Origin of the sequence: Methanoculleus frigidifontis (assembly GCF_030464345.1) — an archaeon.
In the GTDB taxonomy this organism is placed as follows: Archaea; Halobacteriota; Methanomicrobia; order Methanomicrobiales; family Methanoculleaceae; genus Methanoculleus_A; species Methanoculleus_A frigidifontis.
The window spans coordinates 1-16,910 of sequence record NZ_VCYH01000006.1; the positions used below are offsets into that span (position 1 = coordinate 1).

15 protein-coding genes are annotated in these 16,910 nt (G+C 64.3%); 11 read left to right on the top strand and 4 right to left on the bottom strand.

The genetic code is table 11. The features are described 5' to 3' along the window. Window positions 1-506: 506 nt before the first annotated feature. A complete protein-coding gene (locus FGU65_RS09685) occupies window positions 507-1,451 on the bottom strand; it encodes a DNA adenine methylase (RefSeq protein WP_301664259.1) in 945 nt (314 codons plus the stop codon). Window positions 1,452-1,756: 305 nt separating this feature from the next. Beyond that, the gene (locus FGU65_RS09690) at window positions 1,757-2,164 is read right to left on the bottom strand and encodes a RidA family protein (protein ID WP_301664260.1); all 408 of its coding nucleotides are present in this window, start codon (window positions 2,162-2,164) and stop codon (window positions 1,757-1,759) included. 584 nt (window positions 2,165-2,748) lie between these two features. Between FGU65_RS09690 and FGU65_RS09695 the strand changes: the two genes are divergently transcribed. From FGU65_RS09695 to FGU65_RS09705, 3 genes are all read left to right on the top strand, one after another. Beyond that, the gene (locus FGU65_RS09695) at window positions 2,749-3,231 is read left to right on the top strand and encodes a hypothetical protein (RefSeq protein WP_301664261.1); all 483 of its coding nucleotides are present in this window, start codon (window positions 2,749-2,751) and stop codon (window positions 3,229-3,231) included. 96 nt (window positions 3,232-3,327) lie between these two features. Then, complete coding sequence (locus tag FGU65_RS09700; protein WP_301664262.1) at window positions 3,328-4,293, top strand: hypothetical protein; 966 nt, start codon at window positions 3,328-3,330, stop codon at window positions 4,291-4,293. A gap of 10 nt (window positions 4,294-4,303) precedes the next feature. Beyond that, on the top strand, window positions 4,304-5,644 hold the full coding sequence (locus FGU65_RS09705; protein WP_301664263.1) for an FAD-dependent oxidoreductase: 1,341 nt from the start codon (window positions 4,304-4,306) through the stop codon (window positions 5,642-5,644). Here FGU65_RS09705 and FGU65_RS09710 read toward each other — a convergent pair whose 3' ends face one another. Further along, window positions 5,645-7,270, bottom strand: coding sequence for a putative manganese-dependent inorganic diphosphatase (locus FGU65_RS09710; protein WP_301664459.1), 1,626 nt, complete (start codon window positions 7,268-7,270; stop codon window positions 5,645-5,647). It abuts the gene before it with no gap. Window positions 7,271-7,349: 79 nt separating this feature from the next. Further along, complete coding sequence (locus FGU65_RS09715) at window positions 7,350-8,033, bottom strand: helix-turn-helix domain-containing protein (protein ID WP_301664264.1); 684 nt, start codon at window positions 8,031-8,033, stop codon at window positions 7,350-7,352. 225 nt (window positions 8,034-8,258) lie between these two features. On the opposite strand from FGU65_RS09715, the gene FGU65_RS09720 reads away from it, so the two are divergent. From FGU65_RS09720 to FGU65_RS09755, 8 genes are all read left to right on the top strand, one after another. After that, on the top strand, window positions 8,259-9,377 hold the full coding sequence (locus FGU65_RS09720; protein ID WP_301664265.1) for a COG1361 S-layer family protein: 1,119 nt from the start codon (window positions 8,259-8,261) through the stop codon (window positions 9,375-9,377). Then, window positions 9,374-10,048, top strand: coding sequence for an ABC transporter ATP-binding protein (locus FGU65_RS09725; RefSeq protein ID WP_301664266.1), 675 nt, complete (start codon window positions 9,374-9,376; stop codon window positions 10,046-10,048). Before FGU65_RS09720 ends, FGU65_RS09725 begins: the two co-directional genes overlap by 4 nt. After that, window positions 10,045-11,247, top strand: coding sequence for an ABC transporter permease (locus FGU65_RS09730; RefSeq protein ID WP_301664267.1), 1,203 nt, complete (start codon window positions 10,045-10,047; stop codon window positions 11,245-11,247). The genes FGU65_RS09725 and FGU65_RS09730 overlap by 4 nt, the downstream gene beginning before the upstream one ends. After that, a complete protein-coding gene (locus tag FGU65_RS09735) occupies window positions 11,240-12,454 on the top strand; it encodes an ABC transporter permease (RefSeq protein ID WP_301664268.1) in 1,215 nt (404 codons plus the stop codon). Before FGU65_RS09730 ends, FGU65_RS09735 begins: the two co-directional genes overlap by 8 nt. 55 nt (window positions 12,455-12,509) lie before the next feature. Further along, window positions 12,510-13,697 (top strand): ABC transporter permease, encoded by a 1,188-nt coding sequence (locus FGU65_RS09740; RefSeq protein ID WP_301664269.1) that lies wholly within the window; start codon window positions 12,510-12,512, stop codon window positions 13,695-13,697. Window positions 13,698-13,985: 288 nt separating this feature from the next. Continuing rightward, entirely contained in the window at window positions 13,986-15,146 is a 1,161-nt protein-coding gene (locus FGU65_RS09745) for a hypothetical protein (RefSeq protein WP_301664270.1), read from the top strand. A gap of 114 nt (window positions 15,147-15,260) precedes the next feature. Then, window positions 15,261-15,899 (top strand): MarC family protein, encoded by a 639-nt coding sequence (locus FGU65_RS09750; RefSeq protein WP_301664271.1) that lies wholly within the window; start codon window positions 15,261-15,263, stop codon window positions 15,897-15,899. A gap of 28 nt (window positions 15,900-15,927) precedes the next feature. Next, on the top strand, window positions 15,928-16,905 hold the full coding sequence (locus FGU65_RS09755) for a phosphatase PAP2 family protein (RefSeq protein ID WP_301664272.1): 978 nt from the start codon (window positions 15,928-15,930) through the stop codon (window positions 16,903-16,905). Window positions 16,906-16,910: the final 5 nt, after the last annotated feature.

The window sequence follows — 16,910 nt, forward strand, 5'->3', positions numbered from 1 at the left end:
AGGATCAAAACCGGAGTGTCATGGTTTGAAGCGAAAGCACAGATCCATCGAGAGGCGATAAAAACCTACATCAGAAATCCGAGGTATGCGCTGGGATAAAACGGGGAAAGGAAAGAGAATGGGGAGGTTTCTCCAACTGCGTAACTCCTACCTTTTTCAGAGCAGCAAACTTTACACCTCCTCTTCCATTCCACGCCTGGAAACCAACATTGATGTTTGATCAGTTCTTTTCGGCAGATTTTCATGAATTTCTCTCTATAAATTTGCTATAGCCTCTCTCAATCTCCCCCTTCGCCCATCCCACAGAGCCGCCAGCCCCCACGCCCCGCCCGCAATCGCACTGCCGAAGGCCGCACACCCTGAGAGCGATGCGTATCCCCGCCGGGACGAGGCGGCGAGCGGAGTAGAGCGCCGGAGCTTCGGGGCGGAGAGCCTCTGCCGGCCGGCCATACGGAGAAGAATGCGGTTTGCAACGACGTTTTCCCACGCCCCGCTGCTGTTTTCCATCAGCACACCGATGGGCCGCTTCTGTCGGTACTGTAGTTGGTAATGATGAGCTCGTTGATCTCGCCCCGCCGCTCCCCGTTGGAGTTGATCATACGGCGGGCGGAGACCCGCTCGATGGTATACTCCGGGTAGAGGTCTTCAAAGAAGTGATCGTTCGGGTCCTCGTTCTTCGGGTCCGAGTTGCTCAGCATCAGCTGTGCCCCTCGTGCGTCCAGCTCGTGGAAGTATTTGGCGAGGCGTCTCTGGTCGTCGTCTCCGAATCCGTCTTTGGAGTACGAGGTGAAGCGTGACGTCCGGTTCAGCGGCCGGTATGGCGGGTCGAAGTACACGAAGGTGTTTGCATCGACGTATCGGGCAGAATCTGCGAAGTCACCGAGATGAATGCTTGTATTCTCGAGGAGAACGGAGTCGCTCCGCAGCACTTCCTGGTTCAGTATCTGGGGATTTTTGTACCGGCCGAAGGGGACGTTGAACCCGCCCTCTGAATTGACCCGGAACAGTCCGTTGAAGCAGGTCCTGTTCAGGAAGATGAGATCCGCCGCTCTCTGGATCCAGGGCTTGCCATATCTGTCCCACCGGATTGAGGCTTTGGATCCATTGTACCTGGTGCGGACAGTGTAGAAGAACTCCTGCCGCTTTTTTGTATCCAGCTCCAGGTATGCGGTTTCTGTATCTCTCAGAACCTCGATGAGCTCCTCGACGTCGTTCCTGACGACGGTATAGGCGAGCACCAGTTCTTCGTTGATGTCAAAGATGTGGCACTCGTCGAATGCATAGTGATTATTGATACAGAAGTAGACGGCTCCCCCGCCTACGAACGGTTCAACATAGGTATCGGTACGGCCTTCTTTCACCGCCCGCGGGAGCCGGACGGCAAATTCCCTGAGCAGTTGGCCTTTTCCGCCCGCCCACTTCAAAAACGGTCTGGCGCTCTGAACTCTCATCCCGTTGAACCTCTGTACGATACTCTGATTGATTGACACTGCGTATAATCGACCGGGCTATCTGGCTGTACGGTATGCGGTCTGAAACAAAAAAGGAATGTGAAGGTTCCACGGGAAAGGTATCACTGAACGCCGGTTCCGCGACCGGCCTCACCCGGCCTCCGTCGTGCCCGCACTTGCGCTGCCGGAGGCTGCAGAGCCCGGGAGCGATGCGGATCCCCGCCGGGATGGGGATGACGATCGGATACGGCATCCGGGCGCGGTGCCGGGGAGAACCGGGGGAGTTTAGTCCGTTCGCCCCGGTCTTACCAGGCGGGGATTACTGCAACAGCGTCAATCTCAACGAGCCAGTCGGGATGGGCAAGTCCGGCAACGAACAGCACGGTTATTGCAGGGTACCCGGTATCTGCAGGCCACTTTTTCTGGAAGGCCTGGAACCCTTCCTGTGGGTTTTGGCCCTGGCGAACATATATCGTGAGTTTGATAACGTTCCCGATCCGTGCGCCCGCGCTATTCACGATCTTTTCGATATTGTCGAGAACCTGCCCGGTTTGTTCTCCGAGATTGCCGTTACCGACAAGAAGCCCGTTCTCATCGACGGCATTCTGTCCGCCGATATACACCGTCGTGTGATCCCCGCTGACGGATACTGCGTGCGAGTACCCCCGGGGCGCTGTCATACCGGCCGGGTTTATGTACTCCAGTCTGTTCATGCTTTCACCCCTCCTGTACGAAATGGAGACGAAGCCGTTCTCCTATAGGTGGCATCGCTCTTCAATGCAGTGTTCCTCTGGTCGGGACGCTCGCCGTCTCCCCGGCGTACGTGCTCAGCCCCGGGACGTGAACGTTTTTCCGAGCCGCCGGGCGTTTTTGCCGTGGAGGATGCGTTGATGCACTGACGTGACGGGTTTTGCGCTGGCCAACCCGGGCACGATCGTGGTTTAAAGGATCGTGCAGTGATTCCGGCATCCTGGTTTGGGGGGTGCAGGATTGGGCGGGCCGGACTGCTTGCCGTTGGAGGCCTGGTATCGGGGAACCCGGTGTATCGGCTTTTCGGTGCGGCTCCTTCGCCCGGCAACCGGGTTCTGCTGACGGGTTCGGATGCGGTCAGGGCATTGCTCCCCAGCTCCCGGGGATCCGGGTGGCGAGCGGGAAGACCCTGCGGTCAGTCGGGGCCGGCGGCCACGGAAGATGACCGAAACTGCGGTGCGCGAGGGACCTCCCGCCCCGATATCTCTCGCAGTAATATCGCAACCCTTATCCCGTCTGGAACAAAACCCCCGGATCAGGAGCTGGTATGGGCCTGCTGGACGGACTGAAGGGTGAGCTGAAGGTGCGGCTCTCCGACGAACCGGAGTGGAAAGAGAAACGGTTCGAAAATTACGTCGCAAGGCTCTTCGACCCACGTTCGTATGCGGTGGTGGGGAGGAACGGCGACTCCTCCGCCGCGAACGCACCGCACCCCGACCTCGTCTTCAGGTGCCGGCGGACCGGGGAGCTCTTCGCCGTCGAGTGCGAGTACCGCTCGGAACTCGACCCGGAGGGCATACTTGAGTGGCCCGACCCGGAGCAGCTCGAACGCTGCCGGGCGTTTGCCCACGAACGGTATGTCCCGGTCTTCGTCGTCGTCGGGCTCGGCGGCTTCTCCGACGAACCGGAGTGCATGTTCGTCATCCCGCTGAAGGACGCAGAATATCCCGCCCTCTCCCCGGGCGCCTTCACTCGCTACAGCCGGAACCCGAAAGAGCCGTTCTTCTGGGAGCGCGGCAGGCTGTCGTAACCGTCTCTTCTGCAAATCCCCTCTCTCCCGCAGCGCTCCTCCCCGCCGGAACCCAAAAGAAAAATAGTTGTATCATACCGCGACAATGTACCATCGATGGAAGACGGGATGCGGGATAAGGCGCGGAGCGTTCTGAAACAGATCCTCACCGCCGCCTCATACGATGTGCACGAAGAAGACGATCCCCTGGACCTCTCTGCCGTCGGGAGCGACGACGCCCTCGTCGTGCTCTGCTCCGACGACCCGGACGCGATCGAGGAGTTCGATGAGACCACCTATCGCCTCCGGTCCGGCGACGGCGAGATAGTCTGCGGAAAACTGCTCCTCTCGGCGGACGGCGCGGCCGCTGCAGGGAGCTGCACCTGCTGGGACATGGACGACCTGGCGCGCTGCGCCGGCGAGGCCGCACGCGCCTACGTCCTCGGCCGGCGGCTCGCCCTCGATCTTGCGGCACCGGAGCCTGAACCGGTGCAGCGGCAGCGTCCGGCTGCGGCTCTGCCGCAGCCGCAGGACGAGCTCAGCGGCCCTGAGATCCCGCACCTGCCGGTGCAGGTCAGCGAGACTCGGGCCGTCGGGATCGCCGGGGTGAAGGGGGCGGCCAAATGCCGGTTCATCCCGCACTGGCACTACCGCTGCACCAGCACCGGCGACCGGCAGATCAAGGACAAATACGTCTCGTTCGAGGCCGACGAGACCGGCGTCCTGAACGGCATCAACGGCCTGCGGATGGAGATGGAGGCCGACCGGGTCGAAACCTCGGCCGTGCCGTTCGGCTCCGAGGTGCTCCGGCCGCATATCGAGAAGGACGAGGCGGAGGAGCGGCTGCGCAGGGAGGTAATCGAGAACCTGACACAGAAGGTCCGGTTCCGGCAGGCGAAAGGCGACGCCATCTTCTACGAGGAGAAAGTCCTCAAGCCGGACAAAAATAACATCACCGTCGACGTCCGGCTGATCTACGTCCCGGTCTGGCAGATCCGCGGCGGCAGCAGGATCGTGGAGGTCAACGCCTTCACCGGCGAGGTGCTCTCCACGCCCATGGACGAGGGCGTCGAGCTGTTGTGAGCAGGGAATCATGATCGTCGTTATCGGTGGAGGACCGGCGGGGCGTATCGCGGCGATGCGGCTCGGGCAGGCGGGGCGCGAGGTCAGGCTGATTGAGAAGCGGGCGATCGGCGGCCAGTGCCTGCACGACCGCTGTATGGTCGTCTGCGCCCTCGCAGACGCTGCGCGAGCGGTCGAGCGCTCGCGGCGGATGTACGACCTTGGGATCCTCGACGCGGCGCCGCGGGTCTCGTTCCCGACGCTGATGACCCGGATGCGGGAGGTGCAGCAAAAGCTCGCCGCCGTCCTCGACGAAGAAACCCGGAGTACGGGCGTCGAGGTGATCTACGGTGCCGAAGGCTCGATCGACGGCTCAACGGTCTTCGTCGACGGCGAGAGGATCCCGGCCGAGGCCGTCATCGCCGCCACCGGATCGCGTGCGGTACTGCCGGCGATCCCCGGGATCGAGCGCGACGGCGTCTACACCTACGAAACCCTCCGTCTCCTCCCCGAGGTGCCGGGGCGGATCGCCATCATCGGCGGCGGCACCGTTGCGGCTGAGTTCGCCCATATCTTCCGGGCGTTCGGCGCGGAGGTCACCGTCCTCGCCAGGTCGCGGTTCCTCGGCGACCTCAACGAAAAACTCCGCGCCGCCGCCTTCCGCGATCTCGCCGGCATGGATATCCGCGAGCAGACGGCAGCCGAGAGCCTCGAGGGTGGCGGGCGCGTCCGGTCGGTCGCGGTGCGGACGGCCGCCGGCACGGACACCATCGACGTCGACGCCGTCTTCCTCGCGACCGGGCTTGCGCCCCGCTCGGAGATGTTGCAGGGCATCGGCAAAAAGCCGGACGGCAGCGTCATCGTCGACGCCCGGATGCGCACCGATGTTCCGGGTGTCTACGCGGCCGGCGACGTCATCGGCCCCCCCTACCTCACGCCGGTGGCGCGGCGTGAGGGCGTCGTCGCCGCTGACACCATTCTCGGCCGCGACACGGTCATGGATTACACCGGCGTCCCCCGGGCGCTGGAGCTCGGCTACGAGTTCGCCTATGTCTCGGTGGACGGCGACGACGACCTTGCTCTCTCCTCCCCCGCTCCGGCAGGCCCGGGCTCGTTCTGGGACGTCCCCCGCAGCTGGACCGGCATGGCGCAGATCCGGGTCGACCCGGAGACCGGCCGCCTTGTCGGGGCCTCGGCGGCGGCGCCCGGCGCGTCGCTCCTCATCTCCTATATCGGGTCTTTGATGAAGAAGGGGATCCGCGTCGGCGACTTCGACGACTTCGCCGAGATCCATCCCTCGACCGACGGCGTCTACTGGCTCAGCCGTTACGCGGCCGGGCTGCTGCGAAAAAAGAATGGCGACGAGCCCTGATCAGGCGTTCTTGAACATCTGCCCGAACTGGGGCAGAAAATCTTTTTTCCGGGACATGACGCCCTCGAGCCGGTGCGGCTGGTCTTGCAGGTCGAGTCTTTTCAGACAGGTGTCCTCGCCCGCCGCGAAGAGGTCGCTTGCGTTTGCGAAGACGTTGGTGAAGAGCGCGATGAAGCAGTCGACGCCGGTGGACGCCCGCAGCCGCTCCAGCGTCTGCAGGACCTCGTTGGCGTGGCTCTCGGAGTAGTCGAAGGTCGAGACCATCACCTGGGCGATCATCACCGTCTTGCCGAAGAGGTTGTAGCGCTTCATATCCCGGGTCAGGAGCTCCTCCGGCGAGAGCGAGCCGAGCTCCATCCCCTTCCCGATCAGCTCCGTGCCGTACGCGACCGGGTCGTACCCCGTCAGGCCGGCGAGGTACCCGGCGGCCTTCGTATCCGCCGGCGTCGTCGTGGAGAGCTTCATCACCATGGTGTCGGAGAGGATGCCGGAGAGGAGGAGGCCTGCGGTCGAAGCGGAGGGTTCCAGGTCCGCCTCGATGAACTTGTTCGTGATGATCGTCGAGGTCGAGCCCACCGGTTCGTTCAGGAACTTCACCGGCTTGAGGGTCGATATCGCGCCCAGGCGGTGATGGTCGACGATCTCCAGGATATCGGCGCTCTCGATCCCGTCGACCGCCTGGGAGTACTCGTTGTGGTCGAGGAGGATCACCGACTTCTGCACCGACTGCATCAGCGTCGTCCGGGAGACGAGCCCGATATGCCTGCCGTCCGGCCCGACGGCGCAGGCCGTCCTGAACTTCGAGGTCGAGACGATCTCCTTGGCGTACTCCAGGGAGTCCTCCATCCTGACGATGGGGAGATCGGTCTTCTCCATGATCAGGTGGGCGGGCAGCGAGAGGCTGATCATCTTGCCGACCGAGAAGGCGTCGAGCGTCGTTGCGAGCATCGAGACGCCGCGTCCCTCTGCGGCCTTGATCACCCGCTCCCCTGCAGGGGCTCCTTCGGCGATGATCATCGCGGCAATGCCTGCGGAGATCAGCGCGAGCTGGGCGGGCTCGTTGTCGCCGACGATCGCGATATCGTTCGGCGTCATCCGCGAGAGCGTGACGTGGAGGGCATCGATGACCGTGTACACCCTCCCGCCACCGATCGTCTCCCGGTCGGCGGTGACGATCCGGCCGTCCAGAATCCGGGCGAGCGTCTCGAGTTTCATCGGGACGAGAGAGAGCTGCTCGCCGGTGTTCTTCCGCACGTACGAGCGTGCCAGGCCGTACTCACTGACGAGCCCGAGCAGGACGCCGGCCTCGTCGGTGATCGGCACGTTCCGCATATCGTAGGTGTCCATCATCGCGGCGACGTCGATCGTCGGCACGTCCTGCCTGGCGCTCCGGGAATCGAGCGGCATATCCGATACCGTCGGCTCGATGCTTGCGATGTAGAGCGGCGGCTCCGCCCCGAACGTTGCGAGGGCGAACTGTGTCTCGGCGTTCACCTCGCCGCACCGTGCCGGGACGTAGGTCCCGGTCCCGGTCTGGTTCAGGAGCTCCGCATACCCGATGACGCTGCAGATGCTGTCGGTGTCCGGCTGCTTGTGTCCGATGATATAGATTTTCGTCAGGCGTATTCCTCCTCGCGGTGCCGGTCGGCCGGCAGGTTTGGATAGTGGTACGCTGCGCTCGCCCAAAAGATATTGCCCCGGCCGATCAGTACCCGGCCAGGAGGATCGCCATGATCCGTGATTCCGCACGCCGCAGGTGTTCGATGGCCGTGGCCTTGCTGACGCCGGCCGCCTCCGCGAGCGCGCCGCCGTTCGTCTTCCGCGGATACTCGTAGTATCCGCAGCGTTTCGCGGCAAGGAGCATGCCGCGCTGTTTCTCGGTCAGCATCCCGAGGATGTCGCGGCCGTCGTAGGTCACCGGCTGGAAGGTGACGTCCAGGATCTCGCCGTAGGACGCGAGCAGGCCAAGGAACCGCTGCAGGTTTGCATCATCGCCGATGCAGGAGTAGACGACGTGCGTCGGGGATTTTTTGATCGGCGTCGTCCAGATCAGGTCGAGATCGAACTCCTGCATCTTCTGCCGGAAGAACTCGTCATGCGCCTGGCCGCGGATGAGGCAGGTGTGGACTCTGCCCTGCACCCTGACGACGTGCAGGATCTCCATGACTCCCGGGATGGTGATCTCGTCGATGGAGCAGCCGTCCGCGACGGTGATCTCGCAGAGGACGAGCTTGAGCCCCTTCTCGAAGTCCACCTTCAGGATCTCAAGGAGCGTCACCGACTCGATCTTCTCAAAGACGCGCGTCCACTCCCGCAGTTTCTCCTGCAGCTCCGGCGGGGCATCGGGAACGGTTACCCGCGGGCGGATCTCGACGATCAGTTTGCGCATGGATCAGGTATAGACGGCAGAGCATAAAGTGCCCGTACATGTACGGGGCAATCCTCATGTAGCCGGGAGAGCAATACTTCGTCTGGAGAGATGACCTCGCCCCCCCGCGTGCAGCCTGCAAAAGGCTATCAGGCGGCAGGACAAGGGGAGGATAGGAATGCAGAGTGTGATCCGATGAACGACCAGAAGGGAATACGTAAAACGAGGGGCGGCGGGAGAATCAGGATGGCGATATATGCAATAGTCTGCGCCGTTCTTCTGCTGATCGCTCCGGCGCTCGCGGCACCGGCGGACGTGACGGTGACGTCGGTCTCTCTCGACCCGGCGGTGCTGATGCGGGGGGACGAAGGGATCCTCACCGTGACCGTGCAGAATACGGGGCTCGAGCCCGTGCCGATCAGCCGCGCCCGGCTCTACGGCGACGAGGTCGTGGTGCTGAGCGATCCCTACCCCTCGGTCGGGGACATCGGTGCCGGGAACACCAAACAGTTCACCTTCACCGTCCGGGCGGACGCCCCCGACGGGACCTACTACCCGCGGTTCGTTCTCGAGTTCCGGGACGACGGCAGCCTCCGCTACCCGGTCCCGGTGCGGGTGGAGAGCACACCGCTGCAGGCGGCGGTGGTCGATCGGCCCGACACCTTCTCGGAAGGACGGGAGGCGGACGTTGCGGTCAGGGTCGGCAACCCCCGGTCGACCGCGGTGACCGGCGTCCGGGTCGTCCCGGAGGGTTCCGGGTTTACCGCGATCCCCTCGAGCGCGTTTATCGGCACCCTCGCGCCCGACCAGGCGGCGGTGGCGCTCTTCAACATCACTCCGCAGGAGGAGACGAACCTCACGTTCCGCGTGATCTACCAGAACGGCCGGAACGTCCACGAGACGACCCTGGCGCTGCCGCTTACCCTCGGCGAAGGAAAGATTCGTGCCGATCCCGTCCTGACGGGCATCGAGGTGATACAGGAGGCGGGCATCTGGCGGGTGACCGGCGACGTGACCAACGCCGGCCTCGAGACGGCGCGGTCGGTGATCGTGACGAGCGCCGCTCCGGCGATGCCGACCGATCCGTTCCGGGTCTACGTCGTCGGGACGCTCGACCCCGACGACTTTTCGAGCTTCGAGGTGACCTTCGAGACGGCGGGCAATGTCTCGGAGGTGCCGCTCGTGGTCGAGTACCGTGACGACGACGGCAACCTCTTCACCGAACAGAGCATGGTCGCGCTCGAGAACCGGACGGCAGAGGAGGACGAAGGAGATCTCCCGCTCCTGCCGATCGTCGTCGCCCTTGTGGTGGTGATCGCGGCCGCGGCCGCCGGCTACTACCTCCTCCGGCGGAGACGCGGATGAGCGACGAGCCGGTCATCCGGTTCGACGACGTCTCGAAGGTCTACTCACTCCCCGGCGGGGACGTCGTCGCGCTCGACCACGTCACCCTCACCGTCGAGCCCGGTGAGTTCGTCGCGGTGATGGGGCCGTCCGGGTCGGGAAAATCGACCCTCCTCAACCTGATGGGCTGCCTGGACGTCCCGACCTCGGGGCGGATCTTCATCAACGGCGAGGAGATCAGCCGCATGAGCGACGACGTCCTCACCCGGCTCCGCCGCAACCACATCGGGTTTATCTTTCAGCAGTTCAACCTGATCCCGCTCCTCTCGGCGCTCGAGAATGTGGAGTTTCCGGTCGTCCTGACCGAGCGGCGGGGCGAGAGCCGGGAGCGGGCGATCCGCGTCCTCCGGTCGATGGACCTTGAGGAGGAGCTCTTCTCCCATAAACCGAGCGAGCTCTCGGGCGGCCAGCAGCAGCGCGTCGCCATCGCCCGGGCGCTTGTCAACGAGCCCGAGCTCCTCCTCTGCGACGAACCGACCGGCAACCTGGACACGAAGACCGGGACCGCCATCATGGACCTCCTCCGCCTGGAGAACGGCGAGGGCAAGACTATCGTGATGGTCACCCACGACCCGAAGGTCGCCGAATACGCTCACCGCCATATCCGGATCGTGGACGGCAGACTGGTATGATATTCTTCAATTTTGCGGTCAGGAATCTCAGGCGCCACTGGATACGCTCGGCGCTCTCGATCATCGGGATCGTCATCGGCGTGATAGCGATTGCCTCGCTCGGGATTATGGGCAACAGCATCAACCTCCTCGTCGCGAACCTCATCACCGACGTCGGCGACACCATTGTGATCACGCCGCATACCCCTTTTGGAGACACCTTCGCGGGTGACCCGCGGACGGCGGTGGACGCCGCGATCCCTGCCCGGCAGGTGGACGAGATCCGGCGGGCGGCGAGCCCCCATCGGGTGATTCCGGTACTGCAGGGGGCGGACGAGGTGGATTTCGGCGGCGGCGAGAGCGGCTATGCCCAGGTGATCGGGCTCGACGTCGAGGACATCCCGGTGCTCCTCGAGCTCGAGGGCGGGCAGTACCCGAGGGCGAACCAGCCGGGCGCCCTCGTCGGGACGTATCTCGCAGACGAGTACGACATCGCGTCCGGGGCACGGATCACGATCGGGGATGAGGAGATGCGGGTGACCGGCGTCCTGGCGGAACGGGGCTTTGCCTTCGACATCAACCCCGACTACGCCATCGTCGTGCCGGCGGACTGGTACCGTGACCACTTCGGCGCGGAGGACGAGTACTCCATGGTCGTCGTCCGGGTCGGCGATATCGCCGAGATCGACGCCGTGAAGGATGCGGTGGACAACCAGCTCAACCGCCGCGAGGAGACGGTCGACATCGTCGATTCACGGGATCTTTTAGCGCAGTACGAGGAGATCTACCAGCAGATAACCGTCTTCCTCCTCGGCATCGGGGGGATCTCCCTGATCGTCGCCGCCGTGAACATCCTCAACGTCATGTACATCTCGGTGACCGAACGGATCCGCGAGATAGGGATCATGCGGAGCATCGGCGTCCGGCGGCAGGAGGTGCTGCGGCTCTTCCTCTACGAAGCCGCGATCCTCGGCATCGTCGGGAGCGTCATCGGCGGGGCGTTCAGCGCTGTCGGCGGCTACGTCATCAGCGTCGCCGCGGTCGAGGTCTTCACCGCCGGGACGACCTTCGGCGAGAACTTCACCGTCTTTGACGCAACGGCCGTCGGGTTCGTCGTTTTCGGGATGCTCTTCGGGATAGGGACGAGCATCGCCGCCGGGTTCTACCCGGCCTGGAAGGCCGCGCAGCAACTCCCGATCGAGGCGATGCGCCATGACTGACGGCTACCGGACGATCCTCGCCAGCCTCGCGGTGCGGAATCTCCGGCGGCACGCCGTCCGCTCGAGCCTCGCCACGGTCGGGATCGTCATCGGGGTGATCGCGGTCGCCTCGCTCGGGATCATGGGCAGCAGCCTCTCGGCGCTCTTCGGCGGCCTGGTCTCGGACGTCAGCGACACCGTCCTCGTCACCCCGCACCTCGCGGCGTCCAGCGGCGACCCGTTCGACCCCCGGAACACCCTCGCCTCGCGGCTGTCGGAGCGGGACGTTGCGGAGATCGAGAAAGCTGTCGGGCAGAACCGGGTCATCCCGATGATCCGGGCTTCGGAACGGGTGACGGTCGGCGATACGGGCGGGTATACCCAGGTGTACGTGCTGCCGGCGGAGGACATTCCCTTCCTGCTTGAGAAAGAGGCGGGCCTCTATCCGCAGACGACCTCGTCGGGCGTGATGGTCGGCGCGCTGCTGGCGGACGAGTTCGACCTGCACCCCGGGAGCCGGATCGAGGTCGGAGGCGAGAACGTCCGCGTCGTCGGCATCGCCGCCGAACGGGGAATGGGGATCGATATCAACCCCGACTATGCCGTCATCGTCACCGAGGCGTGGTACGCCGGGCGGCACGACGAGCAGGGCTACAGCCAGGTCGTGGTGAAGGTCGGCGACCTCGACGAGGTCGGGGAGGTGAAGGCCGCCATCGAGCAGCAGCTCAACCGGAGGGAGGAAGAGGTGGACGTCCTGGACTCGCGGGAGATCCTGGAGATCTACTACGAGACCTCCGACGCCATCAGCGTCTTCCTCATCGGGATCGGTGCGGTATCCCTCTTCGTCGCGAGCGTCAGCATCCTCAACGTGATGATCATCTCCGTCACCGAACGGACGCGGGAGATCGGGCTGATGCGGAGCATCGGGGCGGAGAAGCGGGAGGTGATGGTCATGTTCCTCTACGAGAGCCTTATTCTCGGCATCGCCGGAAGCGTCGTCGGCGGGCTCGTCAGCGTCGTCGTCGGCTACTACGTCACCGCATCGGTCGCCGGGTTCCTGACCGGGTTCGTCGCGGCGGACGGGGGGACGGCAATCCTCTCTCCGGCCGCGATCGGCTACATCGTCTTCGGCGTCCTCTTCGGGATCGCCGCGAGCGTCATTGCCGGGCTGTACCCTGCCTGGAAGGCGGCGCAGCAGAGCCCGATCGAAGCCCTCCGTTACGAGTGATCGGCGGCGGAAGGGTTATCCCTCCGGCCGCCCCCTCACCCTTCCGGAGACCGGCATGATCTTCTTCGACTTCGCCCGGCGGAACATCAGGCTCCACTGGTTCCGGTCGGTCCTTGCGGTCATCGGGATCGTCATCGGGGTGATCGCGATCGCCTCCCTCGGGATCCTGGGTAACAGCCTCGTCCTCTCGATCACCGAGACGATCTCGGACGTCGGCGACACCGTCATCGTTACCCCGCACACCGGCGCCGCCGCCGCCGGAAACGGCCCGGGTCCTCCCGGCGGGGGCGCCGTCACGAGCAATACCATCTCGGAGCGGCAGGTCGGGCAGATCGAGCGGGCGGTCGGCCCGAATACGGTGATCCCCCTCGCGCAGGGCGGTGATGCGATCGCCGTCGGCAGCGAGACGGGGGCGGCGGTGATCTATGCCATGCCGGTCGAAGAGATGCCGGCCCTCCTCGATCTTGCGGACGGTATCTACCCACGGAGCACCGGCGGTGCGCTTGCCGGCAGCGCTCTTGCAGCGGAATTCGGCATGCAGCCGGGAACCCGCGTCCAGGTCGGGAGCAACGCCTCGAATACGCTCCGGGTGGTCGGCGTCATCGAGGAGCGCGGCGTCGGGTTCGACATCAACCCGGACTTTGCCCTGATTGTTCCGCACGCCTGGTACAGCGATGTCTACGACGAGGAGGAGTACGACCAGGTGATCGTGAAGGTCAGGGACGTCGGCGACATCGACGTGGTGAAGGCGGCGATCGAGGAGACGCTCAACCGGCGGGAGACCGTCGTCGACGTCCTGGACACGCGGATGATCCTCGAGAGCCTCTTTCAGGTATTCGAGCAGATCACCGTCTTCACCCTCGCCATCGGGAGCATATCGCTCGTCGTCGCCGGCGTCTCCATCCTCAACGTCATGATGATGTCGGTCTCGGAGCGGACGCGGGAGATCGGGGTGATGCGGAGCATCGGCACCCGGCAGCAGGACGTGCTGCGGATGTTCCTCTACGAAGCCCTGATCCTCGGGCTGATCGGCAGCATCATCGGCGGGGTGATGAGCATCGGCACCGGTTACCTGGTTAACGCAGTCGTCCTCCAGCGCCCCGAGTTCCTCTTCGTCCCCTCAAGCCTTGTCTACATCCTCTACGGCATGGGCTTCGGGGTCGCGACGAGCATCGCCTCCGGGATCTATCCGGCCTGGAAAGCCTCGCGTCTCAATCCCATCCAGGCGCTCCGGTTCGAGTAGCCGGGCGGCGAATCTCTTTAACGCCTCCCGTCCCGGTAAGGTTTTTTAATACATGAACGCCACTTTGGTACTTGGGAGGCATCATGCCGGACCGCCCGGAGATGCGGACAGGCCCCCGGGCGGCTTTGGCACCACGCATACTCCCGGATCCACCGTGCGTCATTGCCGGTGACGACGTCGCGCTTCGCCCCCAGGACCGCCTTGCGGCATCACGCGCGAACGATAATCCCCTCCATCGATATCGCTGCCCGAAAATAACCGCCCGAGCGGACGGAATGCAGGTAGAATATGTTGCAGATGATCACCTGGCTGAATAAGACCTTCGGCACCTTTGAGCCGACGCGCGAGATCGTCATGCGGGCGCTGCGCCACCTCCGGCCCGCAGACAGGAAAAAACTCTTCTCCGAAGATATCCCCCAGATGCGGACCGCCGAAGGCCGGTGGTACGAGGCGATCATCTACGAGATGGTCATTGACCTCTCCATGCAGTCCGACCTGATCCGGTCGGTCGTGATGCGCGGGGCGGATGCCCCGGGCAGGCCGAAACGTGCCCAGCTCGGGCAGAACGGGCTCTTCTATTCGAACATCGGCGATATCAAGGTCCGGGGCAACGGCCAGGACCTCGCCGAGGTCGACCTGGTGCTGATCGACCATGCCGGGACGTTTGCCTTCGGGGAGATCATCACTTCCCCCGCCGACCTCAAGGAACTCGAGGAAGAGATCCACTACAAAAAACGCCTCTTCGGCTACCTCTACGGCCAGCCGAACGTGCCGTTCCTGCTGATCTCATCCGTCGACATCTCGCGGACGGCGGTTGTCCGGCGGCTCATGAAAGAGCCGGACAACGTGCTCCTGACGACCTCGTCCTGCGAGAACCTCAAATCCCTTATCCGGCCGCGGGATCTCCGGCGCGTCCCGGCAAAGCAGCGGATCAAAAACCCGAAGATGATCCCCATCGCGGAGATTGCGCCCCGCCGGCCGTTCGACTACAAACAGCTCCACGACGAGCGTCTCCAGAGCATCATCGCGTCCGTGACCGGGGACGGGGGGATCGAGGCGCTCAGAGCGGCCGACGAGATCCCGCCGATCGTCAAGAAGGTCCTCTTCGGCGGGCTCTACCCGTCCGCCATCCGGATGCTCGACCAGCACCATCCCATCCGGATCAAGGGAAAGGGCTACGACCCGGACGCGATCGCAAAACAGTTCTCAAAGGTCGTGCTGGCGGTCAACCTTCCCGAGTACAAACCGATCATCTACCTGCGCGCGCGCGATCGGCGGGAGTACCTCAAGATGGTCCCCGACCGATCGGGCGGATTCAAGTTCGAGAGCCGCAGGACGCCGCATATGGCCGGCTTCTTCATCTGGCTCGAGTCGACCCGGCCAGCGATCGGGGGTGAGATCACAAAATCGCTCCTGGATACCTTCGCGACCATGCAGAAGCGCTCCTGACCCGGCCGGGCGGGAACCCGCGTACTTCTTATAAATCGCCGTACCAGATCCGACAGGACGACCGGCGGCATCCCCGGAGGGTCCGCCGGCCGGGTTTCACGGAGATGGGAGGGTATGGCAACGATATCCGGGACAGAAGGGCTGCTTGAATTCGCCCTGGTCTCCTTCGCCTCGCTGATCGCCATCATCAACCCCGCATCGACGACGGCGGTCTCGACGGCGCTTCTGGAGGGAATGCATGAGTCGGAACGTCGGAAGGTGATCCGACAGGCGCTGAAGATCTCGCTGATCGTTATGGTCTTCTTTGCGTTCACCGGGCAGCTCCTCTTCTCGTTCTTCTCGATCACCGTCCCGGCGTTCCGGATAGCCGGCGGTATTCTGCTCGTCAGCACCGCGACGGAGATGCTCAAACCCCGGAAGGAGACCTACTCGGGGGAAGAGCTCGAGAACATCGCCATCGTGCCGCTGGCATTCCCGCTCACCTGCGGGGCCGGCACGATCACCACGGTCATCCTGCTCGCCTCCGGTTCGAACGGCCCGCTCCAGCTCGCTGTGGTCGTCGGGGCGATCCTGCTCGCGATCGCCATCTCATACGCAGGGATGCTTTATGGCCCTGAGATCTTTCGCTACATCGGGCGGGAAGGGCTCAACGTCATCCCGAAACTGATGGCCATCATCGTTCTGGCGCTTGCGGTGCAGTTCATCATCAGCGGGATCGCCGAAGCGCTGCCGCAGATAGTGAGTAATCTATGATGAGAGGAAGATATGCGTGAACGGGTGGATGGAGGTTCAGATCGGGATCATTCAGGCGCTCCAGAGCCAGGCTGCCTGGCTTGACATTCCCATGCGCATCTTCTCGTTCCTGGGGCTGCCGGAGTTCTATCTCCTCGTTATCCCGCTCTTCTACTGGTGCCGCGATCCCCGGTTCGGCCTCCGCATCGGCCTTCTCCTCGGGCTCACCGCCGGCCTGAACGACGCCCTGAAGATCGCGTTCCACCTGCCGCGTCCCTACTGGGTCAGCGGGGAGGTCGCGGTGCTGAACACCTACCCCTCGTTCGGCCTCCCCTCAGCGCATGCGCAGGGGGCAGCAACGTTCTGGGGCTATATCGCCGCAAAGGCCCGGCGGTGGTGGGTGACCGCCCTCGCCGCGGTGCTGGTCGTCCTCATCGGCGTCTCGCGGGTCTATGAAGGGGTGCACTTCCCGATGGACACCGTCGCCGGGTGGGTGGTCGGGCTTGCCGTCCTGGCGGTCTTCCTCCGCTTCGAAGAGCCGGCCGCCGCCCGGCTCGCCCGCCTGCCGGTGCAGCGGCAGGTGCTTGCGGCGGCGCTGGCCTCGCTCGGGCTGCTGGCGCTCTCGCTCGCCGCCGTCGCGAGCCTCGGGGACTGGCACCTCCCGCAGGCATGGGTCACGGAGGCGCTTGCGCGGTCGGGCGAGCCGATCGACCCGCTCTATCCCCGGGACGGCCTGATCGCGACGGGCATGCTTTTCGGGTTTGCAGCGGGCGCCGCCCTCCAGTCGCACCGCGGCAGTATGTGCAGTGCCGATGCCCGGGCCGGGGTGCTGCTCCTCCGGTATCTCTTCGGGATCGCCGTTGCGGGAGCCATCTGGCTCGGGTTCGGGCTCGTTGTGCCGGACGGCGACGGCTTTGCCGCATACGCCCTCACCTACCTCCGGGCGACGGTGGCGGCCGGGTGGGTCTCGTTCGGCGCTCCGGAGGTCTTCTACCGGATGAACCTGGCAAAACGGGAAGAAGGATGAAGACG